22 protein-coding genes are annotated in these 24,781 nt (G+C 61.1%); 6 read left to right on the forward strand and 16 right to left on the reverse strand.

The features are described from left to right. Nucleotides 1-2: 2 nt before the first annotated feature. The 8 genes from QZ497_RS07045 to QZ497_RS07080 form a co-directional block, all read right to left on the reverse strand. Nucleotides 3-3,581 (reverse strand): glycosyltransferase, encoded by a 3,579-nt coding sequence (locus QZ497_RS07045; protein WP_295472568.1) that lies wholly within the window; start codon nucleotides 3,579-3,581, stop codon nucleotides 3-5. Nucleotides 3,582-3,672: 91 nt separating this feature from the next. After that, on the reverse strand, nucleotides 3,673-5,262 hold the full coding sequence (locus QZ497_RS07050) for a flagellar hook-associated protein 3 (RefSeq protein ID WP_295472570.1): 1,590 nt from the start codon (nucleotides 5,260-5,262) through the stop codon (nucleotides 3,673-3,675). 13 nt (nucleotides 5,263-5,275) lie between these two features. Further along, nucleotides 5,276-7,345, reverse strand: coding sequence for a flagellar hook-associated protein FlgK (gene flgK, locus QZ497_RS07055; RefSeq protein ID WP_295472572.1), 2,070 nt, complete (start codon nucleotides 7,343-7,345; stop codon nucleotides 5,276-5,278). 11 nt (nucleotides 7,346-7,356) lie between these two features. Then, complete coding sequence (gene flgJ / locus QZ497_RS07060; protein ID WP_295472574.1) at nucleotides 7,357-8,619, reverse strand: flagellar assembly peptidoglycan hydrolase FlgJ; 1,263 nt, start codon at nucleotides 8,617-8,619, stop codon at nucleotides 7,357-7,359. Nucleotides 8,620-8,629: 10 nt separating this feature from the next. Then, nucleotides 8,630-9,739: a flagellar basal body P-ring protein FlgI gene (locus QZ497_RS07065; RefSeq protein WP_295472576.1), complete on the reverse strand. Its 1,110-nt coding sequence runs from the start codon at nucleotides 9,737-9,739 to the stop codon at nucleotides 8,630-8,632. Between the two features lie 13 nt (nucleotides 9,740-9,752). After that, entirely contained in the window at nucleotides 9,753-10,448 is a 696-nt protein-coding gene (flgH, locus tag QZ497_RS07070) for a flagellar basal body L-ring protein FlgH (RefSeq protein ID WP_295472684.1), read from the reverse strand. 89 nt (nucleotides 10,449-10,537) lie between these two features. Further along, the gene (flgG, locus tag QZ497_RS07075; protein WP_295472578.1) at nucleotides 10,538-11,326 is read right to left on the reverse strand and encodes a flagellar basal-body rod protein FlgG; all 789 of its coding nucleotides are present in this window, start codon (nucleotides 11,324-11,326) and stop codon (nucleotides 10,538-10,540) included. Between the two features lie 46 nt (nucleotides 11,327-11,372). Beyond that, entirely contained in the window at nucleotides 11,373-12,113 is a 741-nt protein-coding gene (locus QZ497_RS07080) for a flagellar basal body rod protein FlgF (RefSeq protein ID WP_295472580.1), read from the reverse strand. Between the two features lie 282 nt (nucleotides 12,114-12,395). On the opposite strand from QZ497_RS07080, the gene QZ497_RS07085 reads away from it, so the two are divergent. Next, on the forward strand, nucleotides 12,396-12,587 hold the full coding sequence (locus tag QZ497_RS07085) for a hypothetical protein (protein ID WP_295472582.1): 192 nt from the start codon (nucleotides 12,396-12,398) through the stop codon (nucleotides 12,585-12,587). A 238-nt stretch (nucleotides 12,588-12,825) separates the two neighbouring features. Here the strand turns inward: QZ497_RS07085 and flgE are convergent, their stop codons facing one another. The 6 genes from flgE to QZ497_RS07115 form a co-directional block, all read right to left on the reverse strand. Then, entirely contained in the window at nucleotides 12,826-14,181 is a 1,356-nt protein-coding gene (flgE, locus tag QZ497_RS07090) for a flagellar hook protein FlgE (protein ID WP_295472584.1), read from the reverse strand. 28 nt (nucleotides 14,182-14,209) lie between these two features. Beyond that, nucleotides 14,210-14,902, reverse strand: a complete 693-nt coding sequence (locus QZ497_RS07095; protein WP_295472586.1) for a flagellar hook assembly protein FlgD — start codon at nucleotides 14,900-14,902, stop codon at nucleotides 14,210-14,212. 13 nt (nucleotides 14,903-14,915) lie between these two features. After that, complete coding sequence (flgC, locus tag QZ497_RS07100) at nucleotides 14,916-15,359, reverse strand: flagellar basal body rod protein FlgC (RefSeq protein ID WP_295472588.1); 444 nt, start codon at nucleotides 15,357-15,359, stop codon at nucleotides 14,916-14,918. 3 nt (nucleotides 15,360-15,362) lie between these two features. Then, nucleotides 15,363-15,773 carry a flagellar basal body rod protein FlgB gene (gene flgB, locus QZ497_RS07105; protein WP_295472590.1) on the reverse strand — a complete coding sequence of 137 codons (411 nt, stop codon included), beginning with the start codon at nucleotides 15,771-15,773 and terminating at the stop codon, nucleotides 15,363-15,365. A gap of 306 nt (nucleotides 15,774-16,079) precedes the next feature. Next, nucleotides 16,080-16,907 (reverse strand): protein-glutamate O-methyltransferase CheR, encoded by an 828-nt coding sequence (cheR, locus tag QZ497_RS07110; RefSeq protein WP_295472592.1) that lies wholly within the window; start codon nucleotides 16,905-16,907, stop codon nucleotides 16,080-16,082. Between the two features lie 38 nt (nucleotides 16,908-16,945). Beyond that, nucleotides 16,946-17,878 (reverse strand): chemotaxis protein CheV, encoded by a 933-nt coding sequence (locus tag QZ497_RS07115; protein ID WP_295472594.1) that lies wholly within the window; start codon nucleotides 17,876-17,878, stop codon nucleotides 16,946-16,948. A gap of 75 nt (nucleotides 17,879-17,953) precedes the next feature. Here QZ497_RS07115 and flgA point away from each other — a divergent pair, with 75 nt between their 5' ends. From flgA to QZ497_RS07135, 4 genes are all read left to right on the forward strand, one after another. Then, the gene (gene flgA, locus QZ497_RS07120) at nucleotides 17,954-18,712 is read left to right on the forward strand and encodes a flagellar basal body P-ring formation chaperone FlgA (RefSeq protein WP_295472595.1); all 759 of its coding nucleotides are present in this window, start codon (nucleotides 17,954-17,956) and stop codon (nucleotides 18,710-18,712) included. Between the two features lie 161 nt (nucleotides 18,713-18,873). Continuing rightward, entirely contained in the window at nucleotides 18,874-19,191 is a 318-nt protein-coding gene (flgM, locus tag QZ497_RS07125) for a flagellar biosynthesis anti-sigma factor FlgM (protein WP_295472597.1), read from the forward strand. Nucleotides 19,192-19,231: 40 nt separating this feature from the next. Next, entirely contained in the window at nucleotides 19,232-19,699 is a 468-nt protein-coding gene (locus QZ497_RS07130) for a flagella synthesis protein FlgN (RefSeq protein WP_295472599.1), read from the forward strand. 82 nt (nucleotides 19,700-19,781) lie between these two features. Continuing rightward, complete coding sequence (locus QZ497_RS07135; protein ID WP_295472601.1) at nucleotides 19,782-20,528, forward strand: flagellar brake protein; 747 nt, start codon at nucleotides 19,782-19,784, stop codon at nucleotides 20,526-20,528. A gap of 92 nt (nucleotides 20,529-20,620) precedes the next feature. Here QZ497_RS07135 and QZ497_RS07140 read toward each other — a convergent pair whose 3' ends face one another. Beyond that, a complete protein-coding gene (locus tag QZ497_RS07140) occupies nucleotides 20,621-21,976 on the reverse strand; it encodes an MFS transporter (protein ID WP_295472603.1) in 1,356 nt (451 codons plus the stop codon). 85 nt (nucleotides 21,977-22,061) lie between these two features. Then, nucleotides 22,062-23,405, reverse strand: coding sequence for a glutamine synthetase family protein (locus QZ497_RS07145; RefSeq protein WP_295472605.1), 1,344 nt, complete (start codon nucleotides 23,403-23,405; stop codon nucleotides 22,062-22,064). Nucleotides 23,406-23,664: 259 nt separating this feature from the next. On the opposite strand from QZ497_RS07145, the gene vioA reads away from it, so the two are divergent. Next, a complete protein-coding gene (vioA, locus tag QZ497_RS07150; RefSeq protein WP_295472607.1) occupies nucleotides 23,665-24,780 on the forward strand; it encodes a dTDP-4-amino-4,6-dideoxy-D-glucose aminotransferase VioA in 1,116 nt (371 codons plus the stop codon). Nucleotide 24,781 lies beyond the last annotated feature (1 nt).

Below are 24,781 nucleotides of genomic sequence, written 5' to 3' on the forward strand. Positions count from 1 at the left end.
AATCAGTCCGGCAACCAACCATTGGCCCAGTATTGCAGGTTCTCGCCGCGCAGCATGAAGTCGCGCAGCACGGTTTCACGCAATTCGTCACCCATGCGGTAGCTGGCGGCAGGATCGGCCAAATGCATGCGCACGGCGTCAAGCCATTGTTCAGTGCTGTTGTCCTTGACCCGGGTGGCGGGTAGATGACCTGCATAGGCCAGAGTATTGCTGCACACCACCGGATAGCCGCACGCACCGTACTCGAGCAGGCGCAAGTTGCTCTTGCAGTCGTTGAAGATATGCATCTCCAACGGTGCCAGAGCCAGGTCAAGATTCAGGCTGGCCAGTTTGGCGGGGTACAGGTGCAGCGGCACCGCCCGGTGGAACTCGTGAATATAGGGGCGCAGCAGCTCCGGGCACATGCCGAAGAATACCCACTCCACCTCATCGGCCAGTTCGCGCACGACGTCGACGATCAGTTCCAGATCGCCGCGGTGGCTGGTCCCGCCGCCCCAGCCGATACGCGGTTTGGAAGACGACCGGCGAACGCTCTTGAGCCCGTTCCACATGTGCGGTGCGAGCATGTTGGGCACCACGCGAATGTCGTGGTGCATACCGGACAGCGCATCGGCCAGCGGCTGGGTCGACACCACCAGCCGATCGCACATGCCGATGCCACGGCGCAGCACGTCCTCGAGGTTGTCCGGCATGCTGCGACGGTGCTCGTTCTTGGCCGGCACGTTGACGATGTAGTCATCCAGTTCATACACCCGCAGCGCATTGGAAAACACTTTTACGCGATCGATATCCGCCAGACGAGACTCGTTGTAACGCCCCTGAATCACCACTACGTCAGGGTCCTGACGCACCACCTCGGCCAGCGACGGCATCTCGTAAGCGATCTTGCCAATGATCCGTCCTGCCGCCTCCAGCTCGGACAATGGCTGGCTGAGACGATAATGGCCGACCGCGCCCGAATTGACCGCCATACCCAGGATCGAGGGCAAATGCCGCGTACAGAAAGGATTCCAGCCGCTGCGTATACCAGGATCAAGCAGATAGGCGCCGGCTTCGCTATGCACCAGATTGACGTTGTAGGCAGGATCACTCACCACTCTGGGCAACCACTTCAGAGACAAGGCCTGCTGCTGATTGACCAACCTGCCGTGCACCTCAGGGGCCTGCGGCGGTATGGCAGACTCATCGAGCACCACACAAGGCGTCGGGTCCCAGACCACCAGGTAGCCCTGCTGACCGGCACGCAGGCACAAGTCCAGCTCGTTCAGGCCATCGCTGAAGGTGGCCTCGTCCAGCGGGCCGATGGCCTCCAGCACGTCCCGGCGCACCATCAGGCAATGCCCGCCCAGCACCGTCCAGTTCTGCACCACCTGCAAGCGCTGCATATAGCCCATGGCGTCGCTCGGAACCCGCAACGAAGGCCGCCCGGCGACACTTTCCATCCACAGCACCATGCCGGCATGCAGCACCCTGCCCTGTGGATCGACGATCTTCGGCCCCACGACACCCACCTCGGCGCGTTGGGCATGATTGAGCAAGCATTCGATCCAGCGCTCATCCCGCACCAGCGCCTGCACGCTGAAACGCAGCAGGTAAGCGCCCCTGGCCTCGGCAAACGCCTGATTCCACGCCGCCGCCTCGTTTTCGCCATTCGTGGCCTTGATGACCCGCAGCTTATCGGAGCCCATCTCGGCCATGGCCGACAGCCAGGCCAGGGTCTGCGGTTCCCGGCTGCCTCGATCGACGATCAATACTTCATAGTGTGGATACAAGGTATGCGTCAACAGACTCTCGACACAGCGTTCGAGCACTGACAGCTGATCACGCACGAAGAGGATGATCGACACCAATGGCTGGTCGGCATGCAGGTACTCGACCTTGTTGAGCAGGGGCGAGACGTCATGATGAATGACGTGTTCGATGCCGAGGCGCTGCAGATGCCCATGAGTCAGGGTTTCGCTGGCCTGGATGACCGCAGGCGATGACAACCAGTCGGCCAGGGACAGACTGCTCTCCACCAACACCTCGGCGATGTGCTCGATGGCGTGCGGCCCTTCTGCCTCCACGATGCGCCAGATCACATCGTGCGGTGCCAGCTCTCCATAGTGCCTATCCAGGCCGCCGACACCCAGCAAGTGCTGGCGCTCGAAGGCCAGCACCCGCCCGACATAGGGATAGCTGCGCAATAGGTCGAGGTTGAAGTCGGGCTTGAAGGCCGGCTCCCGGGATTCATCGTCGCGCAGCGCGCCCTCGTCGCTGTAGACGCATTTGAGCCCGGGCATCTGCGCCACGCGCTCAGCGAGAATCAGCAGCGCGGGCTGGACCAGGCGGTCACCGGCACGCAGCAAGTAAACCCAGTCGGCCTGGTTCAGCAGCGGCACGATTTCATTGAGTTGCTGCAGTCCGTCACCACGCAACGGAAAATGCATCAGCTGGGCCTGCTCGGCCAACTGCGCATCGCTCAATACAACGATGGATTCCGGCGGGTAATCCTGGTCCATCAGGCTGTCGAGTGTCAGGCTCAGCAGCAGCGGGTCGTTATCGCGGTCAATCACGATCGGTACGATGCGCGGGCGGGAATGCCAGGAAGCGATGCGTTTGGGGAAAAGTTTTTTTTGCGCTGGGGTGTAGACCCGCTCAGCCAGCCACTGCTTGTACAACTCGGCGAAACTCTTGGCATAGGCGCCCACGCGGTTACGCAGCATGCCCTGGCGAGTCGCGGCAATGGCGTAGAGGCCGACCTCATCCCACTCCCGTGGTTCGAGTGCCGCGTTACGCAGCGCCACGAAGCGAGTCCAGCCCAACAGGGTCTCGGTCTTCTCCTCACGCACGGCCATCATCTGCCGCAGCCAGTCTTTCTCCACCTCGGCAACGGCAGGGATCCTGGGGTCCTGACTGAGCGCATCGGGGTGAATGCGCTCCGCCACGCTGACCGCATTAAGAGCAATCAGGTGGCTGTGGCGCAGCAGGCAGATGAACAGCGCGAAATCCAGCAGCGCCGAAAATCCCTCGCCGCCCGAGGCCAGTTGCGGCAGCAGCCTGGCTGCATCGTCGCGGCGCATCAGCGCCGCACTGAAGCCGCCCAGGTTGTTCTGCAGCAACTTGTCGAAGGCACCCAGAATATCTACGCCATGAAACAGGGCGTCATAGGGCACCAACCCCATGTTCTCCATACGCTCAGGCAGAACGTAGTTTTCTTGATCGATGAAATACCGCCGCGAGACGACCAGCCCGACATCGGTATGGCGCTGCAACGCATCGGCCTGCATAGCCACGCAATGGGGGTACAGAACATCGTCATCACAGAGAAACTTGATGAACTCGCCGCCAGCCTGCTCCAGACACTTGAGCATGTTGGCCTGGAAGCCCAGGCGCTGCGGATTGGCCAGATAGCGAACTGGATGCCGGGCGTCTACGACGCACTCGTCGAAAACGGCCTTGATTTCTCCGGTCTGGCAGTCATCGCAAACGATGATCTCAAGGTTCGACCAGGTCTGCGCCAACGCACTGTCGAGGGCAGCACGGAAGAAGCGAGGGTTGAATGCGGGGATGACGATACTGACGAGGGGGACTGAATTCACGATGAGGACCCACAGGCGGCGTGAAGGGCTCGCACCGTGAGCCCTCCGTTGCCACTGAAAAAAGACGGCTGGCTATGCTCGGAAACAGGCTTTACAGCATGCTGAACAGGCTGAGTTTGGAAGTTTGCAGGAACACCTGTTGAGACGCATCGAGCATGGTTTTCTGAAGCGTCAGGCGCGAAGCGGATTCGAACGGATCGGCCTGGGTGTACGAGTCGGACTCCAGCTTGTTGTTGCCCTTGAGCAGATCGTTTGTCGTGCCCTGTGCCGAGGCGGCCACCATCCGCGCACCGATACCGGAAATCGCCGTAGCGACCTGCTCGGTAGCACTGGTGAGGTTGCCCAAGGCCGAATTGACGGCATTGGTGAGCTTCTGCGTGGCGACCAGGTTGCCATCTGCCGGCGTGGTCAGGACCGCGATGAAATCGCTCAAGGTATTGAGCACGTTCTGGGTCTGATGGGTATTGGCCTCCACCACGAAGGTATCGCCATCCTGCGGTGTGCCCGCAACAGTGAAGTTGATACCGGCGGCGTTGATCGACGGGCCAAAGCCCGTGCCGGTGGCAATCGGCGGCTTGCCGTTGGTGACCGGTGACGCATACAGCTCATAGCCCGTGGTGGTGAACTTGAGGGTTGCACCACCGGACGGGAAAGTATTGTTGAACGCCGCTCTGTCCGCCACCGTGGTCCCGACCTCGGACTGGGTGATGGTGGCTGTGGAAGCATTGCCCGGGCTGCGCGATACCGCGATGTCCGGCGGGGTAGCGTCCAGGGTGTAGGTGCGCCCCAGCAGCGCCGCCTCGGCGGTGCTGGCACTGGCCGCTTCAGCCTGGGACAGGTTGACGTTCAGGTTCAGGTCGACCCCGCGGAAGGTGATGGTCTGGGTGGTAGACGTGTTGAACTTGAAGTCGCCTGCCGTACTCGCGTCGGTGGTGACGTCGGTACCGTTACGGTCGGTGATCAGCAGCTTAGGGCCACTGACGAAGGAGACCGTGTAGGGCTCGCCGCCCAGGAAGCCCGAGTTGTACGCAGAGGTAGACGACACCGTCCCTCCTGCCAGACCGACCTTGCCATCATCGGTCGCCGGCGAGGTCAGCGTAGTGCTGGCGCGGGTAGTGTTGACCGCCTGTTCGAAGGCCTCGTAGCCCGTGGTGTTGGCGGCGAGGACCAGGCCATCGCCTACCGCCAGGCCGACACCCGTCTGGTTGCCATGATAGGTGTAGGAGCCATCGGCGTTTGTCGAGTAAGGCGGCTGCGAACCGTCGGAACCGGAGAACAGGTACAGGCCGTTGGCGTCCTGGGTATTCATCAGGCCGAGGACCTGCTTCTGCAACTCCTTGAGCTCGGCGGCAGTGGACTGCCGATCGGCGTCGGTGTAGGAACCATTGCCAGCCTGGATCACCAGTTCACGGACCCGTTGCAGGGCGTCACGAATGCTCTCCAACGCAGTCTCGGCATTGGCGCCGTTGTTGTTGATCGCCGTGATGTTGGACGAATACTGGTCGAGCATCGCGTTCTGCTGCGCCAGCTGCAGCACACGCGCGGCACCGATCGGGTCGTCGCTGGCGGTATTGAGCTTGACCTGGCTGCTGACCTCTTCGCCGGTCTTGATGAACTTGGCGTAGTTACGCTGATAGTTGGCCGCCGAGGCTTCGTAAATCTGGCCAGTGGAAATGCGCATGGTCTACGACTCCTTAAAGACTGTTGATCAGCGTGCTGAAGATGGTCTGCGCCGCCTTGATGATCTGCGAAGAGGCGGTGTAGTACTGCTGGTACTTGACCAGGTTGGCCGCTTCCTCATCCAGCGACACGCCCGACACGCCATCACGAGCCGTTTTGGCCTGAGCCAGAACGGCGTCCGTAGCGGTTACATCGCTCTTCCCCTGGCCAGCCTGGGTACCGACCGTAGAGACAAGCTGGCCATAGGCGCTGGAAATGCTGGTGCCCACGCTGCCATCAGACACACCGACAGTGCGTGCGGTCTGCAAGCCAGCCAGCACGGTGGCGTTGCGGTTATCCGAGGACCCCGCACCGGTCAGGCTGATGCTGAAGGTATCGTTGGCATTCGGCGTGCCGGAAACGGTCATCTCGACGGTGAACGACTGCTGGGTCGAGCTGCTGTCGGTGTAACCGATGTTGAGCTTCAGGGTGTTGCTCTGACCCTGGATGATACTGCCGGTAATCGGGTTGCCACTCTGATCGTTGACCGGCGCGCCCTGGGCGTTGACCAGCGAGTAACTCTGGATGCCGCCACTCGCAGTGCCCATGACCAGACGCATCGGCGTGGCGCCCTTGAGGCCGTTCTGCAGGTCGAGCAGCTTGGTCGAATCGTAGATGTCCGGCTTGGTGGTCAGCACCGGTTGGGTGAAGCCGCCGGTGCCGCTGTTGCTCACCCCCGCCGCCGCAGTCAGCGGTGCAGCCGCGGCGAAGTCCTGGGGATCCTTCATGATCACCGAGATACCCGAGGCACCATTGACGGTCGGGGTAACCTTGAACACGTCGCCTGCTGCGACCGTGCCGACGCTTAACGAGGTGATCGAGAAGCCTTCGATACCGCCGGCTGGCGTTGCCGCTGCGGGAGGCGAGGTGGTCTCGAGGGTGCCGCTGCCGACACTTTCGCCATTCGGCAGGCGGCGCACGGTGTAGGCCGAGGCACTGGTGAAAGTGACTTCGTAATCGTTGCCGGTCAGCTTGCTGCTGTCGGTGATGGCAACGTTCAGGTTACCGGTACCGGTGTTGCCTACCTTGCCAACGCTGCGCTGCGACATGGCGTCGGCGGAGTTGATATCGCTGAACAGCGCCGTACCGAACTTGCCCTTGAGGTCGATACCTTGGGCCAGCTGGGTATTGACCTGGTCGGCCAGCACCATGCTGACACGGCCCAGTTCGTTGAAGGCCGGTGTCAGAACGTCGGAGCGATAGCGCAGCAGACCACCGATGGTGCCGCCGGTCACGACCGAAGTGACATCGGTCGGCGTGCCGCCGTAATAGACCTGCAGGTTGTACTGAGTTGGATCGGTCGAGCTGGGTGCGGCATCCATCCGGTACGACGTGCCCGCGACCACCAGCGATTGGCCGGTGCCGGTGTAAACGTCGAACCCGGTATTGTTTTCCACGACCTTGACACCAATCAGCTCGTTGAGCTTGCGCACTGCTTCGTTGCGCGAGTCCATGAGGCTGTTGGCCGACGTGTTGCCCGCCGACGCCTGGGTAATCTGCTTGTTGAGGCTGGCAATGGTGCTGGTCAGCGTATTGACGTTATCGGCCACGCTTTTGAGCTGGGTGTTGATATTGTCGTTCTGCGAGCTGAGCTGGGCCGCGATGGAATTGAAACGCGAGCTCAGCGCGGAGGCCTGGGTCAGCAGCGCCGAACGCTCAGCCGACGTGGTGGCACTGGCCGAAACCGACTGCATCTTGGTAAAGAAACTGGCCAGCTGCGCAGCGATCCCCGTGGTGCTGTCCGACAGCATGGTGTCGATCTTGTTGGCCTGAGTGGAGAACGCCGTGGCCTCGGCACTCAGTGCCGTGCTGTTCTGCAACTGGGTTTCCAGGTAGCCGTTGTAGATGCGTCGCACGTCGGACACGGTGGTGCCGCTGCCGATGTAACCGATGCCCACACCGATGCTGATCGGCGTCGAGGCAGTGGTCTGAACCTGCTGGCGCGAATAGCCGGCGGTGTCCACGTTGGCGGTGTTGTTGCCAATGGTGGCGATCGCAGCACTACTGGCATTCAGCCCTGAGAGTCCAATATTGATCAGCGACATGATTCAAGCCTTCATAAAGTCGTGGAAGAGTCCGATACGGCGGCGTAGTTCTGGTAACTCTTCATCTGCTTAGCGATCTGGGAAATCTTGCTGGCGTAGTCCGGGTCGGTGGCGTAGCCAGCTTTCTGCAATTCTTTTACAAACTGTTCCGGGTTATCGGCCGAATTGACCACTTCTTTATAGCGGCTGTTGTTCTGCAACAAGCTCACCAGGTCGTGGAAGCTGTCGGCGTAGGAGTCGTAGGCACGGAAGTCAGCGGTCTCCTTGACCATCTTGCCCTCGCGGAACTCACTGGTGACGGCACGCGCTTCGGCGCCCTTCCAACTGCCCATGGCCTTGATGCCGAACAGGTTGTGGCTGCTGCTGCCGTCGTTCTGACGCATGATCGACTTGCCCCAACCGGTTTCGAGGGCCGCCTGGGCAACCAGCATGATCGGATCGACGCCGATGCGTGCAGCGGCGTCCTTGGCCAACGGCAGCATGGTGGCGACGAACTGGTCGGCGTTGCCAAATGCACGTTTGGCGGGGGCCAGCGGTGGCTGGGCGATGCTGCGGCTGACCTCGGCGGGGGTCGCGAAGTCCGGGTTGCGCGTCCAGTCACCGTTGGCGCGGGCGATCAGCTCGCGCCCGGACACACCACTCGACGCCCCTGGCACATCGATACGCTTGTTGCCCTGCCCTTCGGCTGCCGTGGTCGCCGACGGCACGATACCGGCCAGCAGGCGGTCAGTGAGCTTGCTGGGCAGCGACAGGCGCCGCGAGTTGAGCATGGCCATGTCATTGCGCGCCTGCCCCGAGGCTTCGCCAGCGGCCAGCGCCTGGGAGGCGGAACGCGAACGGTTGGCCCACAGCGGTTGCTGATAGATGCCCGTGGCCAGCGCCGGTTGAGCCGCCTTGTCTGCCGGCTGCGTTGCAGCGTCGGCGACCGGCGTGTGCTTGACGCCCTTGTCCTTGGACAGTTGGCGCATCAGCACGTCCTGCAAGCCGATACCATTGCCACGGGTCGACAGGGTCACCGCCAACTGCTGGTCATACATGTCCTGATACTGGCGGGTGGCGGCCGTATTCATCGGGTTGTCCTTGGCCAGCACCTCGTTGGCCGAACGCATGGCCTTGAGCATCTGGCTGACGAACAGCGACTCGAACTCGCGGGCTACCTTGCGCAGGTTTTCCGGGCTGTCCTTGTCGCCGCCCTTCAAAGAGGCCAGGCGATTGACGTCGGTATAGGCACCCGAATCGACAGTGGACGAGGCCGGGCTCTTGGGCATATCCATCGACGCGTCCTCAGATCACGATCAGGTCGGCCTGCAACGCACCGGCCTGCTTCAGGGCTTCAAGAATGGCCATCAGGTCGCCAGGCGCGGCGCCCACCTGGTTCACCGCACGGACGATCTCATCGAGCGTGGTACCAGGGCCGAACTTGAACATCGGCTTCATTTCCTGCTGCGCATTGACCTTGGAGCGCGGCACCACCACGGTCTGACCACCGGAGAGCGCGCCCGGCTGACTGACGATCGGGTCTTCGGTGATGGTCACGGTCAGGCTGCCGTGGGTGACCGCAGCCGGTGAAACCTTGACGTTCTGGCCGATGACGATGGTGCCGGTACGCGAGTTGATCACTACCTTGGCCGAAGCCTGGCCCGGATTGATCTCGATGTTTTCCAGTATCGACAGATAGTCGACGCGCTGGGCCGGGTCCAGTGGCGCGGTCACACGCACCGAGCCTCCATCCAGAGCCTGGGCCACACCAGGGCCAAGCATGTCGTTGATCTTGTCGACGATACGCTTGGCAGTGGTGAAGTCGGAGCGGTTGAGGTTCAGGGTCAGCGAGTTGCCCTGGTTGAAGCCGCTCGGTACCGCACGCTCCACTGTGGCACCGCCGGGAATACGGCCGGCAGACGGAACGTTGACGGTGATCCTCGAACCATCCGCGCCACCGGCGTCGAAACCACCGACCACCAGGTTGCCCTGGGCCACGGCGTAGACGTTGCCATCGATACCCTTGAGCGGGGTCATCAACAGACTGCCACCGCGCAGGCTCTTGGAGTTACCAATGGACGACACGGTGATGTCCACGACCTGGCCAGGCTTGGCGAAGGGAGGTAGATCCGCGTACACGGCCACCGCCGCAACGTTCTTGAGCTGTACGGTGCCGGAGCCTGCCGGCACCTTGATACCGAACTGGGCCAGCATGTTGTTGAAGGTCTGCAGCGTGAACGGCGTCTGGGTGGTCTGGTCGCCGGTGCCATTGAGGCCCACGACCAGGCCGTAGCCGATCAGCTGGTTGGTCCGTACGCCAGAGATGCTGGCGATGTCTTTCAGACGCTCGGCCTGGACCGCGAAGGATGCGGTGCACAACAGAACGGCGGCGATCAGTTTCTTCAAGGCGATCATGGCTATCCCGCGATCAGAAAGGGAACAACGGACTGAGGAAGAAGCGATCGAACCAGCCTGGCTGGCTGGAGTCGGCGAAGGCTCCGGTACCCGAATAGGTAATCCGTGCATCGGCCACACGGGTCGACGACACGGTATTGTCCGTGGCGATATCGTCAGCGCGGATCAGCCCGGCGATACGCACCAGCTCATTGCCGGTGTTGAGTGTCATCCATTTCTCGCCACGTACCGACAGGATGCCGTTGGGCAGCACGTCGGCCACGGTCACGGTCACCGAACCGGTCAGGCTATTGCTCTGCGCCGCCTTGCCATCACCCTTGGTGGTGCGGGCACCGCTGTAGCCGGCGTTGAGGCTCAGGTCGTTGCTGCCGATCGGGTTGTTGGTGGTCAGCCCGGAGCCGAACAGCGAAGTCAGGCCGATGCTGTTGGTGCTGTTCTTGCTGAGATCGGAACTGGCCGCCTTGCTGGCGGCCATGCGCTCGGACAGGGTGATGGTGATGATGTCACCGACCCGGAACGCCTTGCGGTCGCCATAGAGGTTCTGCTCGAAACCGGCCTGGTAGATGGCGCCATTGTTGGCCGCCGCCGACATCGGCGTGCGCGGCAACACCGGAGCGTAGTAAGGGTCATCGGGCTTGGCGGTCGGCGCCACGCAGCCGCTCATCAGCAAAGCAGCGCACAGTGGAGCGACCAGCACGGGAAAACGCAGAACAGAAAAGCGCTTCATGACTCTTGAAACCTCGCGGTGTAGCAGGCGCCGTGACGGCGCCTTGACGGATTGAGCAGGTGCATCAGTTCTTACAGGTTTTGTACCAGGTTCTGCATCATCTGATCGGCGGTCGAGATCACCTTGGAGTTCATCTCGTAGGCACGCTGGGTGGTGATCATGTTCACCAGTTCCTCGACCGTGCTGACGTTGGAGTTTTCCAGGGTGTTCTGCAGCACCGGACCCAGACCGTTGAGGCCGGGCTGGCCGACGTTCGGCGCGCCGCTGGACGCGGTCTCGACGAACAGGTTGCCGCCCATGGCCTGCAGGCCGGCCGGGTTGATGAAGTCGGCGGTCTGGATGTTGCCGATCACCTGCGGCGTTGCAGTGGCGCCGGCCAGGGTCACCGATACGGTGCCGTCCTGAGCGACGGTGAAGGTCTGCGCGTTCTGCGGCACGACGATGGCCGGTTCCAGGGCAAAACCGTTGGAGGTGACGATCTGGCCGTTGGCGTTGAGGTGAAAGGTGCCGTCACGGGTATAGGCCAGGGTGCCGTCAGGCTGCATGATCTGGAAGAAACCGCGACCGTTGACCGCCATGTCCAGCGGGTTTTCCGTGGTCTGCAGGCTGCCGGCGACGAAGCTCTTCTGGGTGCCGACGATGCGCACACCGGTACCGACCTGCAGGCCCGAAGGCAGCTCGCTGTCCTGGGTGGACTGCGCGCCGGGCTGACGCTTGATCTGGTACAGCAGGTCCTGGAACTCGGCACGATCGCGCTTGAAGCCGGTGGTCGAGACGTTGGCCAGGTTGTTGGAAATGGTCGTCAGGTTGGTGTCTTGGGCAGACAGGCCGGTCTTGGCGACGTAGAGAGCTGGAAGCATGAAATTTCTCCTCGGGCGCCGACTTACCGGCGCGAGCTGTCAATGGTTAGCCAATCTGCAAGACGCGAGCCATGGCCTGGTCGTCTTCTTCGGCGGTCTTCATCATTTTCACGTGCAATTCGAACTGTCGGGACAGCGCCAGGATCGAGGTCATTTCCTCGACCGCATTGACGTTGCTGGCCTGCAGCACCCCCGACTCGACGCGCACGTTGGCATCCATCTCGGCGGCCTGGCCATTCTTGGTATGGATCAGGCCATCCGGGCCTTTCTCCAGATTGTTCAGTCCCGGATTGACCAGCTTGATACGGTCGATCTGCGCCATCACCTGCGGGCTTTCGCCGAGGGAGCGGACACTGATGGTGCCGTCGGAACCGATCTCGATCTGCTGTTGCGGCGGCACGGCGATCGGACCGCCGTTGCCCATGACCGGCAAGCCGTTGGCAGCGCGCAGCATGCCCAGGGCATCGATGTTCATGCCGGCACTACGGGTATAGGCTTCGCCGCCGTCAGGGGTCTGCACGGCGATCCAGCCATCACCCTTCACCGCAATATCCAGGTCCCGACCGGTCTCGATCAGCGGCCCGCCGGAAAGATCGGTGCCTGGCCGCTCGCTCATGGCATAGGCACGCGACGGCATGACCTCACCGAACACCGGCATGGAACGCGCCTGTTCGAAGTCACGCTGAAAACCGGTGGTGGATACGTTCGCCAGGTTGTTGGCACGCACCTTCTGCGCCAGGGCGTTTTCCGAGGCCCCGCTCATCGCGACGTAAAGCAACTTGTCCACAGTCTGTCTCCTCCGACAGGCACTTGCCGCCTGTAGCTGTACTGAAACAGGCAAAGCAATTTTTGAACCAACTTTCCAAGCCCGCTGAAAATGCGCCAATCCCCAGCATTCACGGGCGCTTGCGAGAAAGTGGCGATATGCCTCCACACAGACAGCGGCGAAGTCCTGCCGCCCCGCGACAGGAATCAGCCTGGGGGCCGCCAAAAAAACTGCGCGACTCGGCTTTGCCATTGCCGAAGCGGTGTTTTATCGTGATGGCATCACAACCTTGAGGGCATCGACATGCGATTCCCCACCATCATCACCACCACACTCGGCACTGCCCTGCTCTGCGCCACCCTTGTCACCGAAGCCGCCCCAGCCCGCTATTACAAATGGCAAGGCGCCGACCGCGTGGTGTGCGCCCAGACCAGTCCAGGCTGGGGCTGGAAACGCCTGAACGGCTCCTATGTGAAGTCCGACTGCTCGATCTGAGCGCCCTCCCAAGCGTCGCTAACCTCCGCCCCCCCTAAACCAATACTGGTCAGTTAGTTAGTCGTCATGCGGCCCAGCAGAAGCGGCTTCAGTCGAAAGCGCAGGAAATTCAGTGCATCTGCCATGAACAGGCGGTCGCTTCGCGGCTAAAGCCGCTCCCACCCGGTTCAACCGAACAGTATTGGTCCTTAAACAAAAAACCCCTGCACCAGGCAGGGGTTTTTCGGTAGAGCCGCTATCAGGTCATCTGGATAGTGGTCTGCATGATGGTGCTCTGGGTGGAAATGGTCTTGGCGTTGGCCTGGTAGTTGCTCTGCGCCTTGATCAGGTTGACAAGCTCGGCGGTCAGGTCGACGTTGGAGTCTTCCAGGGCCTGGCCGGTGAGGTAACCCAGGGTGCCACTTTGCGGCGCACCACTCACCGGCACGCCGGAGGAGAAGGTTTCACGCCAGTTGGTACCACCGGCCGAAGCCAGGCCCTGAACGTTGGCGAAGTTGGTCAGCGACACCTGGCCGATAACCTTGGACTGGCCGTTGGTGTATGTGGCGAACATGTTGCCGGTGGCGTCGATGCTCAGGGCGCTGATCTGGCCGGTGGCATAGCCGTTCTGGCTTTGAGTCACCAACCCCGATGCCGCAGCGGTCTGGGTGATGCCCAGCATGTCCAGACGGATACCTGCCGGAGTGCCAGTGAAGCCATCAGCACCGTTAGCCGCCCAAGTTACGGTAGTGCCCGAAGAGGTCTGCACACCCGGCACCCAGTTAGTGACCTGGAAGGTACCGTCGGTGTTGAGCGAGACATCACCAGCAGCCACCGGAGCACCCGTACCGCTGGTGATCAGCTTGCCCGCCGCATCAAAGGTCAGGGAAACCTTGTCGGCAGCCAAGGTAGTCGCAGTTGGATCAGCCACTGGATCGGAAATGGTACGACCATCGATCAGGGAGTACATGTCCCAGGTATTCACGCCGGTCTTGACGAAGTAGCTTTCCAGCTTGTGGGCATTCCCCTGGGAGTCGTACACAGGAGTGTCGTACTTGAGGTTGTAGCTCTTGGTGTCAGCCGGGTTGAACACCGTGATCGACGGTATGGCCGACGTGGAATTCAGGTTGGCGGTGTTGGTGATCGAGCTGGTGGTCTGCGGCGCCAAGTTGGAAGAGTCAACCCGCAGGTTGGACAGCGTACCGACCACTACACTGCCGTTCTCGTCGACGTTGTAGCCCTGCAGGTTCATGCCCGAGCTGTTGACGACGAAACCATCCTTGTCAGTGTGGAAGGCACCGGCACGAGTGTAGAGCTTCTCGCCGTTGTTGCTCAGCTGGAAGAAACCGTTGCCGTTGATCGCCAGGTCCAGGCTGTTGCCAGTACCGGTGGTCAGGTTGCCTTGCTGGAACTGCTGGGCCACTGCACCCACGACCACGCCGCTACCGCTGTTGACGTTGCCGGAGGTGCCGCGAATGGATTGCGCGTACTGGTCCTGGAATTCGGTACGGGACGACTTGAACCCCGTAGTGGCGACGTTGGCAATGTTGTTGCCGGTCACGTCCAGACTCTTGTTCGCTGCGTAGAGCCCACTCAGGCCGATATTGAATGACATTTACCACTCCTCGCCGTTTGGTCGGCTCTTACAATCCGATGGTCTGTACTTTGGACAGCGCGATACTGCTACCGCCTGCCAGATTAAGGGTCATGTCCGAGCCACTGGCTGCGGTCGTCACGCTATTGACGGTGGCCGGCAGGTAGGTGGTCAGGCCAGTGCCCGTGCCACTGATCGATGCATTGGCCTTGAACGTGTAATTACCTGCCGCCAGGGCAGCGCCGTCACTTCCCGTGCCGTCCCAGGTGAAGCTCTTGGTACCTGCCGATTGAGCCCCCAGATCGATGGTATCGACCAGATTGTTGTCCGCGTCGTAGACGCTGACAGTGGTCGAGGCGCTGGACGCCGGCAGCACCACCGAACCGGTGAGCCCCTTGGCCGGGTCCAGATAGACCGTACCGGTGTCCACCGTGACCGAGCGCCCGACCAACGAAGAAGCCTGCAGTGCCTGCGAAGACTTGTAACTGGTGGCGATGGCATCCACCGACGAGGTCAGGTTCTGCATGCTTTCCAGGCTGCTGAACTGCGCCAGTTGCGAAACGAACTGGGTGTTGTCCTGCGGATCCAGGGGGTTCTGGTTCTTCATCTGGGTCACGAGCAGTTGCAGGAATGCATCCTTGCCCAGTGCGCTGGTGCCGGTCTTCTCTTCGCTCTTGGTGGAGGAAGTCGGGTTCTGCAGCGAGTTGACGAAGTTTTTCGAAACGTCATTTTCAACGGCCATGTTCTACCGCTCCTTACTGACCGAGGGTCAAGACTTTCTGCATCATCGTCTTGGCGGTGTTCATGATTTCCACGTTGGTCTGGAACGACCGACTGGCAGAGATCATGTCGGCCATTTCCTCGACGACGTTGACATTGGGGTAATAGACATAGCCGTTCTGGTCGGCCGATGGATGATCCGGCTCGTAGCGCGCCTCGAGGTTGGAAGAGTCCTCGATGATGCCCGCCACCTGCACACCCTGCCCGGCCTGCCCCTGATCCTGGAACAGCGAGCCACCGGAGATCGACTGCTGGCCCTGCAGCACGGTGGCGAACACCGGATGACGGGCACGGTAGGTCTGGTCCAGGCTCGAAGACACGGTCTCGGCGTTGGCGATGTTGCTGGCCGTGGTGTTCAGACGCGTGGTCTGGGCACTCATGGCGCTACCGGCAATGTTGAATACATTGGACAGTGACATGGATTACTCTCCGCGAAGGGCCGAGACCAGCCCTTTGAACTTGCTGTTGAGCAGCGTGAAGCTGGCCTGGAAACCCATGGCGTTTTCGGTGTAATTGGCCTGCTCGACCTGAGCATCGACGGTGTTCTGGTCCAGCGACGGCTGCGACGGCGTGCGATACATCAGCACCCCCTCGTTGTCACCGCCCATGCCCTGGGCTTCGATATGACGGCTATTGGTGGTATTCAGCGCGAACTGACCCTTGCTGGCCTTCTCGCTCTCGGCCGCCAGTACCGCAGAGAACTCCAGGTCACGTGCCTTGTAGTTCGGGGTATCGGCGTTGGAGATGTTGTTGGCCAACACCTCTGCACGTTGCGCACGATAGCTCAGGGCTTTTTCGTGGATACCAAGCGCTTTATCGAAGCTGATGCTCATGTCGGGAAACCTTTCCGGTTGACCTGATGTTCGTGCAATGGAGAAAGCAATCAGCGTGCCACTTCCTGAAACCCTTGATTTACAGGGCCTGCACCGCCACTCCACGGCAGTGATGCCAGAAAAGCGGCAAGTCTTTTCCCCTGCACACGAGGAAGGCGGCAAGACGGGTGCCGTTTTTTTGCCAGTGCCACTGCCGCCCTTGCCCGCACCCAGAAACGAAGACGGGAGCGAAACCGGCGCCTCTTTCGAGGACGGTGTCGCTCCCGCGCAAGCTTCCGGTACGACCCGGAAGCAGCCATGTCGTGATTACTTGGCCTTGTAGATGATCCCTGGACTGCACTGCACCATCTGGTAATGGTCCGGCAAGCCGTTGAGCGCCTCCGATGCACCCAGGAACAAGTAGCCACCCGGCTTGAGCACACCATGAATGCGCAACAGTATGTCTTTCTTCACCTCGGCAGAGAAGTAGATCAGCACGTTGCGACAGAACACGATATCGAACTTGCCCAGGCTGGCGTAGCTGTCGAGCAGGTTGATCGGACGGAACTCAACGCGATTCTTGATCGGCGCCTTGACTGCCCAGCGCCCGGGACCCTTGGTGTCGAAATAGCGCTGCAGCCGCTCGCTCGACAAACCACGACCGATGGCCAGGCTGTCGTACTCGCCGGTCTTGCAGTTGTTGAGCATGGCGCTCGACAGGTCGGTGGCCACGATCTGCACACCGGACTTGAGCTGACCCGGATTGCTGCGTTCGAACTCATCGATGGACATCGACAACGAGAACGGCTCCTGCCCCGAAGAGCAGGCAGCCGACCAGATCCGCAGACGCTGGCCAGGGCTGGCCTTGATCTGCTCGGGCAATACCTTGTTCTTGAGCACCTCGAACGGGTAGGTATCACGAAACCACAAGGTTTCGTTGGTGGTCATGGCATCGATCACCTGCTCGCGCAAACCGCCGCGAGGCTGCGACTGGATCCGCTGCACCAACTCGCCCAGGGACTTGATGCCCTGCTGTTCCATCAGCTTGTTGAGACGGCTTGAAACCAGGTACTGCTTGTTCTCGCCCAGCAGGATGCCACAGGCTTTTTCCAGAAAGACCCGGAACTGTTCAAAATCCAAATTACCCGTAGACAAGGTGCCGCCTCTCAAATCATGTGAACACCAGGGAAACCCTAGCTTTGGTCTGCTGCCTTGATCCTCGCGACCACACGGGCCGCAAGATCGTCAGGGCGGAATTTCGCCAGGAAATCGTCAGCCCCTACTTTCTTCACCATCGCCTGGTTGAACACCCCCGACAACGAGGTATGCAAGGTGATGTGCATGTTCTTCATGCGCGGATCGCTGCGGATGGCTGCCGTCAAGGTATAGCCATCCATCTCCGGCATTTCAATGTCGGAAATCATCATGAGGAATTCTTCCTCGGGATTCTTGCCCTCGGCGAGCATGCCCTGCAGGTAATCCAGCGCCTGGCGACCGTCGTTGAGCGCGACCACTTCCACGCCCACGGTTTCCAGGCAGCGGCTGACCTGCTTGCGCGCCACGGAGGAGTCGTCGACTGTCAGCACACGCAGTGAAACCGCCTTGTGCTGGGTCGCTTCGTCGACCAGACCCGCCGACACCGATTCGGTGATGGGCGCCACCTCGGCGAGGATCTTCTCCACGTCGATGATTTCCACCAACTGGTTATCGACCCGCGTCACCGCCGTAAGGTAGTGATCGCGACCGGTGCCCTTGGGTGGTGGATGAATCTCTTCCCAGTTCATGTTGACGATGCGTTCGACCGAATGCACCAGGAAGCCCTGCACCTTGGTGTTGTACTCGGTGATGATCACGAAGGAATTCTGCAGGGAAATCATTCCGGCCGAACCGGTGGCCATGGCCAGGTCCATGATCGGGATGGTGCCGCCGCGGATGTTCGCCACGCCACGCACGATCCTGCTCGACTTCGGCATGATGGTGAGCTTGGGGCATTGCAGTACTTCTTTGACCTTGAACACGTTGATGCCGTAGAGCTGGTTGCCTTGCAGACGAAACAACAGCAACTCCAGGCGATTCTGCCCCACCAGCTGCGTGCGCTGGTTAACTGAATCCATCACTCCTGCCATGCCCTGCCCCCTTTCAGCCATCGTTCACCACGTACCAGGCTTGGCAAGCGGCACGGGCCTTGCTTTTTATACGTCATGAACGCCAAGACGACAATTTTTCGACACGCTGCATTAGAAACCCGCAAATGGCTGGGCGCAATCGCCCTGCTTTGCCTTTTCTTCGTAGCGGCACCCGGCAAGGCGGACAACTTCACCCTGCCTGAACAACTTATCGGCGCGACTCAGGGATTTCTTGAGTACAGCGTGCAAGAGTATTTATCGAGCGGCCAGATCGAGGGGCGCTACGAGATCAGCGTCAAGCAACTGGACCCACGGATGCGCCTGGCACACTGTGACAAGGATTTGACAGCATCGATGGAAAGCGCGCGCCCCATCGGCCGAGTGTCGGTCCGAGTGCGCTGCGAAGGCTCATCGCCATGGACCGTGTACGTCCCCGCTCAGGTGCAGTTGTTCCGCGAGGTGGTGACCACCTTGCGCCCCCTCAAGCGCGGCACGGTGTTGAGCGAGCAGGACGTCGCCCTGCGTGAACGGGATATCGGCACGCTCGGCCTGGGCTACCTGACGGCGGTCGATCAGGTGGTGGGGCAGAAACTGACCCGACCAACGGTCGTCGACCAGGTACTGGCGCCCAACTTTCTCGAACAGCCCGCCATGGTGCGCAAAGGCGACCATGTGGTGATCATCGCGCGCAGCAACAGCCTGGCCGTGCGCATGCCCGGCGAAGCCTTGTCTGACGGGGGTTTCAACGAACAGATCCGGGTTCGAAACCTGAATTCGCAGAAGGTGATAAAGGCCAACATCACCGGCCCTGGGCAGGTTGAGGTCGCCATGTAGCAAGGATTTATGCTGGTACAACCGGGTGGTTTTTCTTAGACTGCGGAGCATTTTCAGCGGTGTGCTGTCTGTTTTTCAGGCATCTGGTGGATTGAGCCTAAAGTTCTGCCAGGGGTGGCCGAAAACAAGGCAAGCGTCCAGACACCCAGAGGTAAAAGATCATGCCCATAGACTTCAGTCGACTAGGAAATTCGCAGCCAGTGAGCGGGGCTTCCCGCACCGGCAGTACCAAGGAAACCGGCAAGGCCGATGCGCAATCGCCTGTCGGTGCATCCGCTGACGTGAAAAGCGCCGGCGAATCCGTACACCTGAGCAGTGAGGCTCAACAGTTGCAGAGTATCACCGACAAGCTGCGTGACCTGCCGACCGTCAACAGTGCTCGCGTAGCCGAGCTCAAACAGGCGATCGCAGACGGCAGCTACAAGGTGGACAGCAACCGCCTGGCTGGCAAACTGCTCAATTTCGAAGCCCTTCGCTAATCGCGCGGGATCTTCAGGACGCTGAAAACCAGAGCACGCCATGCAAGATACGACTTTGCTCCAGATGATGACGGACGATCTCGTCCCGACCCGCCAGCTGCTTGACCTGCTCCAGGCTGAATCGCTGATCCTGCACGGCCGCAACATGGTCGAAATGGAGCAGATCCTGGCGCAGAAGCAGGCGCTGGTGGTACTTCTCGAGCAACACGGCCGGCTGCGCAGCCAGGTGTTGGCGAGCCTCGGGCTGCCGACCAATCGCAAGGGCCTCGAAGAACTGGCCAGCCAGTCTCCGATTGGCGAGGCGCTGCTGCAAAAAGGTGATGAACTGGCGACGCTCATCGCAGAGTGCCAGGCACTCAACGAGCAGAACGGCAAACTCATCCAGCTTCAACAGGTGACAACAGCGCATCAATTGCGCATCCTGAATGGCGGCGACACGCCGACGTTGTATGACAGCCGTGGCTCGACAGCAGGAAGAGCCAGGCCACGCCCACTCAGTCAGGCGTAACCTGTTATTTCAACGCGCCAAAGGTGATGGCAGAATGCCCATCATTGCGTTGCTGTAGTTTTTTGCCTGGAGATGCTTAGACGTGAATGGTTTAGCTGCGGATGATGCTCCGCAACCCCCGAAGGTTCTCAATACGCCTTTGGAAATTGCCTCGAACCTGCGGTTACTCATGGAGAGTCACGACCCGCTGATCATCAGCTTCCATGAACGTTCCCAGCGCTTCCAGAGCTACCTGGTGGAAGTCGATCGTGATACGGGGCTGATCGGCCTGGACGAAATGATTCCACGCGACGGCGAACGTTACCTGGCGGCGGGCGAGTCGTTCCGTGTCGAAGGCTTCCACGATGGCGTGCGCATCGCCTGGGAATGCACGACCCCAATGACCGTCGTCGATACCGACGAGCAACGTCTTTATCGCGGCGCCATGCCCGAGGAAGTCGTCTACCACCAGCGTCGCAACGCGTTCCGCGCTGCCCTCAAGCTGACCCAACTGGTCGACATCGAGATCGGCGGTGACAAGCTCAAGTTTCCCTTGACCGGCAAGCTGCTGGACATCTCCGCCACCGGTTGCAAGCTGCGCTTCGACGGTGATGTTTCCGAACGCATGCAACTGGGCCAAGTCTACGAGCGCTTTGTCGCCAAGCTGCCCTTCGGCGCCATGACCGCACCGGTCGAACTGCGCTACCTGCACTTCGAAGAGCGCTTCAACACCACCTTCGCTGGCGTGCGCTTCCACAACATGAGCGGCCTGGTACAGCGCCAGGTGGAACGCTTCGTGTATCAGCTGCAGCGCGAAGCGCGCCGTTTCGACAAAGACGACGACTTCTGATTCACCACCAGGCAGCCCGCCAGCGCCGTTCTCCGGCAATGCGCTGCGGGCACCTGGAAAAGCCCTCCCCCTCTACGCTCCCCCCTCCTCTCCTAACCCTGCTTCTCGGCCTGCCTGACCTCGTCATCGACCGTCTCGACCACAGGTTGCTGATGCGCCTCGGCAGGTTCGTCGGTATGAGTTTCTTCAACCTGCATCTTTTCCTGGACCACCTGTTCGTCGACCCGCGGGTCAAGAGCCACGGACAAGGGCGAACTGGCCATGCTGTCGGGCATCGGTACGTGGTGCAGCGGCGCGTTCTCGACCTCATGCAAGCGCGTGACGGCCTTGGGCCGGATCAGCACCACCAGCAGGGCTGCCATACCACTGATGAACGCATAGAGCATATTGCCGCCAAAGGTGCGCATCAGCACACCGGCAAGCAACGGCCCGATGCTCGCGCCGATACCGTAGGTCATCAACAGCATGGCCGTCAGCGATACGCGACGCTCGGCCTCGACGTGGTCGTTGGAAAACGCCACCGCCAGCGGGTAGAGGCTGAACTGCATGAGTGCCGCCACGAAAGCGATGACGAACAGCAATTCGACGGGCACGTCGGACAAGATCACCAACGGCAGGGTAAACAGCAGCAATAGCACAGCCACCATGCGGATCAGTCGAATACGGTCGAAGCGGTCCGACAGGATTCCCAGCGGCCACTGCACCACGAAACCGGCCAGGATGCAGCAGCCCATGAACAGACCGACCTGATCGGTGGGCATGCCATGGCTGGCGGCGTATACCGGAGCAAGGCCGTAGAAAGCGCCGAGGCTCAGGCCGGCGCCCAGCACGGCAGTCAGCGACTGCGGCACGCGCTTCATGAAGAACAGCGGCTCCAGGGGAGCCGGACGCAGCGGTGCGGGGTGGATGCTGCGGGTCAGCGCCACAGGCACCAGGCACAGTGCGAAACACATCGCTACCAGCATCAGCAGTTCCGGCCCCAGTTGCGGATGGACCACCAGGATCAGCTGACCCAGCACCAGCCCCAGGTAAGAGGCGATCATGTAGCCACTGAACACCAGACCGCGTTGCTTGGCACTGGCCTGCTCGTTGAGCCAGCTCTCGATCACCATGTACTGGCACATCATTCCCAGACCAACGATCAGACGCAGCCCGAGCCAGGCTGGCAGCCAGTCGGTCAATCCATGCCCCAGCACCGCCGCGCCGACGATACCGGCACAGGTGGCATAGGCGCGGATGTGCCCGACGCGGCCGATCAGCCGATGCCCCACCTTGCCGCCCAGCACCAGCCCGAAATAGTTGGCGGCCATCAGGGCACCCACCCACAGGCTGTCGACCTGATCGGCTGCCAGACGCAGCGCCAGATAGGTGCTCAGCAGACCGGAACCGATCAGCATCATCAGCGAGGCAAAATAGAGGGCGCGAAAGGACTTCCAGATTTGACGCATGGGATTTCCGACTGTCAGGTGGCAGGTTCGACAAGGTGTACAGGATTTTGCAGGGCCGCCCCGAATCAGGGGCGACCTGCCCGTATCAGATCTGGCTGCCCAGCACCCGACGCTCCCAGGGGGTGATCTCGTCGAGGAAGCTGGTCAGCTCCAGGGTCTTGGTGGCAATGAAGCCTTCGATGAACTCCGGCCCAAACAGTTCCCGTGCCGTCTGACTGTGACGCAAACGCTGCAAGGCGTCCTGCAGGCTGGTCGGCAGGGCCAGGTGTTCTGGCACCTCGATGTCGCCCTGCAGCGCCTCGCTGGGCACCAGCTGATGCTCCAGGCCATGCAACCCCGCTGCGAGGCTGGCAGCAATGACCAGGTACGGGTTGGCATCGGCGCCCGGCAGGCGGTTCTCCACGCGCCGGGCTTCGCCCGGGCTGGCCGGAATGCGCAGTCCTGCCGCGCGGTTGTCGTGCGACCAGCAGGCATTGTTGGGCGAGGCATAGGGATGGAACAGCCGCTGATAGGAGTTCACGTTAGGCGCGAACAGTGCGGTGAAGTCCGCCAGGCAGGCTTGCTGGCCACCGATGAAATGCCTGAAGGCGGCGGTCGGCTGGCCCTCTTCATCATTGAAGATATTGCGCCCGGACTCCAACTCCACCACGCTCTGGTGAATGTGCATGGAGCTGCCGGCGGCATGCGCCAAGGGCTTGGCCATGCACACCACGTTCAGGCCGTGCTTGAGGCCCACTTCCTTGAGCAGGTGCTTGAACAGGAATGTCTGGTCGGCCAGCCGCAAGGCATCGCCATGCCACAGGTTGATCTCGAACTGGCTGACGCCCATTTCGTGCATGAAGGTGTCGCCAGGCAGGCCCAGCGCGGCCATGCAGGCGCGTACCTCGGCGAAGAACGGCCGCAGGCCGTTGTGCGAGCTGACGCTGAATGCCGAGAACCCCTGCTCGCGACGGCTGTCCAGCCCGATAGGGGGCACAAAGGCTTGCTGTGGGTCCGGGTTGGGCGCGAACACGTAGAACTCCAGTTCGGTCGCGACCACCGGCGCCAAGCCACGCTCGGCATAGCGCGCCAGCACCCGCTTGAGCTGCGCCCGGGTCGACAGCGGGCAAGGCTTGCCGTCCAGCTCGTCGGCATCGCAGATGGCCAGGGCCAGGCCATTTTCGCTCCAGGGCAGCCTGTGGACCTGCGCAATGTCGGCGCTCAACGCCAGGTCACCGTCATCGCTGCCATAGAAGCGCGTGGCCGGATAGCCGCCCATGATGCATTGCAGCAGCACACCACGCGCCATCTGCAGGCGCCGCCCGGCACGAAAACCTTCGACGGTCATCACCTTGCCACGCGGTACACCGTTGAGGTCGGGCGTGACGCATTCGATTTCATCTACCCCGGCCAGACCATCCTGCACGGCCGTGGATTCGTCGCGAGTCATTTCTCGGATCCTTCGTCACTCATACCGCCAAGCGGCAAGGGCTACACCATAAGCAGCGCGTCGCGAGAATTTCAAGCGCGACATCCGGACCAGGTAGCACCAGAGGCAGCGAGACCACATTGGCCGGTTTCTTGCTATTTCCAGAGCACACAAAGCGCGGCTGTCATTTTTATGTCGTTCCCCGCCATGCGATCCTGTCGGTGCGGCTTCTCTGACATCGGCAGCGGCGATCCTTCAGATCATGCGTCGAGAGTTGTCCATGAGTGCACCCATTCCTGTCACCCGCCCCCTGCTTCCGCCGCTTGAGGAATTCATTCCCTATCTGGAGCAGATCTGGGACAGCCATCAGCTCACCAATGGCGGCCCCTTTCACCAGCAACTTGAAGCTGCCTTGGCTCAGTATCTGGGGGTCGAACACCTCTCGCTGTTTTCCAACGGCACGCTGGCGCTGATGACGGCGATTCAAGCGCTGCGTATCAAGGGTGAAGTCATCACCACACCCTACTCGTTCGTCGCGACGACTCATTCCCTGCTGTGGAACGATCTGACACCGGTATTCGTGGATATCGATCCGCATACCTACAACCTGGCGCCCGAACGCATCGAAGAAGCGATCACGCCTGCCACTACCGCAATCATGCCGGTGCACTGCTACGGCATTCCCTGCGATGTCGAACGCATCCAGCAGATCGCTGATCGTTACGGCCTGAAAGTGATCTATGACGCCGCCCACGCGTTCGGTGTGCAGCATCAGGGCGAGAGCCTGCTGCGTCACGGTGATCTCTCGGTGCTGAGTTTCCACGCCACCAAGGTGTTCAATACCTTCGAAGGCGGGGCGATCATCAGCCCGGACGCCAAGACCAAGCAGCGCATCGACTACCTGAAGAACTTCGGCTTCGCCGACGAGGTCACGGTGGTCGCACCGGGCATCAACGGCAAGATGAGCGAAGTGAACGCAGCCTTCGGGCTGGTGCAGTTGCGCCACATCGACCAGGCCCTGCTGCGTCGCCAGCGTATCGATGAACGCTATCGCGAGGTGCTGGCATCGATTCCAGGCATCCGAATCGTCTGGGAGAGCCGCGAAAAACACAACTACGCCTATTTCCCGGTGCTGGTCACCCCTGAATTCCCGATCAGCCGTGATGCGCTTTACCAACGCATGCGTGACGACAATATCCTCGCGCGTCGCTATTTCTATCCACTGATCTCGACCTTCCCGATGTACCGGGGCCTGGATTCGGCAAGGCCCGATCGCCTGCCGGTTGCCACCGAACTGTCACAGCAGATCCTCTGCCTGCCTATTTTCGATGGGCTGGACGATGCCCAGTTCGATCGCATCGTCCAGGTCATCGTCACTGCGAGTAAAGAGAACTAAC

Origin of the sequence: uncultured Pseudomonas sp. (assembly GCF_913777995.1) — a bacterium.
Classification (GTDB): Bacteria; Pseudomonadota; Gammaproteobacteria; order Pseudomonadales; family Pseudomonadaceae; genus Aquipseudomonas.

What these genes read in the sequence shown, in the direction of transcription:
- QZ497_RS07050 (WP_295472570.1), bottom strand. Translation starts at nt 5,262, where the DNA reads ATGCGCATTTCCACTGGCCAGATTTACGAAGCCTCGGCGGCCAACTAT.
- flgK (WP_295472572.1), bottom strand. Translation starts at nt 7,345, where the DNA reads ATGTCGCTGATCAATATTGGACTCTCAGGGCTGAATGCCAGTAGTGCT.
- flgJ (WP_295472574.1), bottom strand. Translation starts at nt 8,619, where the DNA reads ATGGATATGCCCAAGAGCCCGGCCTCGTCCACTGTCGATTCGGGTGCC.
- QZ497_RS07065 (WP_295472576.1), bottom strand. Translation starts at nt 9,739, where the DNA reads ATGATCGCCTTGAAGAAACTGATCGCCGCCGTTCTGTTGTGCACCGCA.
- flgG (WP_295472578.1), bottom strand. Translation starts at nt 11,326, where the DNA reads ATGCTTCCAGCTCTCTACGTCGCCAAGACCGGCCTGTCTGCCCAAGAC.
- QZ497_RS07085 (WP_295472582.1), top strand. Translation starts at nt 12,396, where the DNA reads ATGCGATTCCCCACCATCATCACCACCACACTCGGCACTGCCCTGCTC.
- flgE (WP_295472584.1), bottom strand. Translation starts at nt 14,181, where the DNA reads ATGTCATTCAATATCGGCCTGAGTGGGCTCTACGCAGCGAACAAGAGT.
- QZ497_RS07095 (WP_295472586.1), bottom strand. Translation starts at nt 14,902, where the DNA reads ATGGCCGTTGAAAATGACGTTTCGAAAAACTTCGTCAACTCGCTGCAG.
- flgC (WP_295472588.1), bottom strand. Translation starts at nt 15,359, where the DNA reads ATGTCACTGTCCAATGTATTCAACATTGCCGGTAGCGCCATGAGTGCC.
- flgB (WP_295472590.1), bottom strand. Translation starts at nt 15,773, where the DNA reads ATGAGCATCAGCTTCGATAAAGCGCTTGGTATCCACGAAAAAGCCCTG.
- QZ497_RS07115 (WP_295472594.1), bottom strand. Translation starts at nt 17,878, where the DNA reads ATGGCAGGAGTGATGGATTCAGTTAACCAGCGCACGCAGCTGGTGGGG.
- flgA (WP_295472595.1), top strand. Translation starts at nt 17,954, where the DNA reads ATGAACGCCAAGACGACAATTTTTCGACACGCTGCATTAGAAACCCGC.
- flgM (WP_295472597.1), top strand. Translation starts at nt 18,874, where the DNA reads ATGCCCATAGACTTCAGTCGACTAGGAAATTCGCAGCCAGTGAGCGGG.
- QZ497_RS07130 (WP_295472599.1), top strand. Translation starts at nt 19,232, where the DNA reads ATGCAAGATACGACTTTGCTCCAGATGATGACGGACGATCTCGTCCCG.
- QZ497_RS07140 (WP_295472603.1), bottom strand. Translation starts at nt 21,976, where the DNA reads ATGCGTCAAATCTGGAAGTCCTTTCGCGCCCTCTATTTTGCCTCGCTG.
- QZ497_RS07145 (WP_295472605.1), bottom strand. Translation starts at nt 23,405, where the DNA reads ATGACTCGCGACGAATCCACGGCCGTGCAGGATGGTCTGGCCGGGGTA.
- vioA (WP_295472607.1), top strand. Translation starts at nt 23,665, where the DNA reads ATGAGTGCACCCATTCCTGTCACCCGCCCCCTGCTTCCGCCGCTTGAG.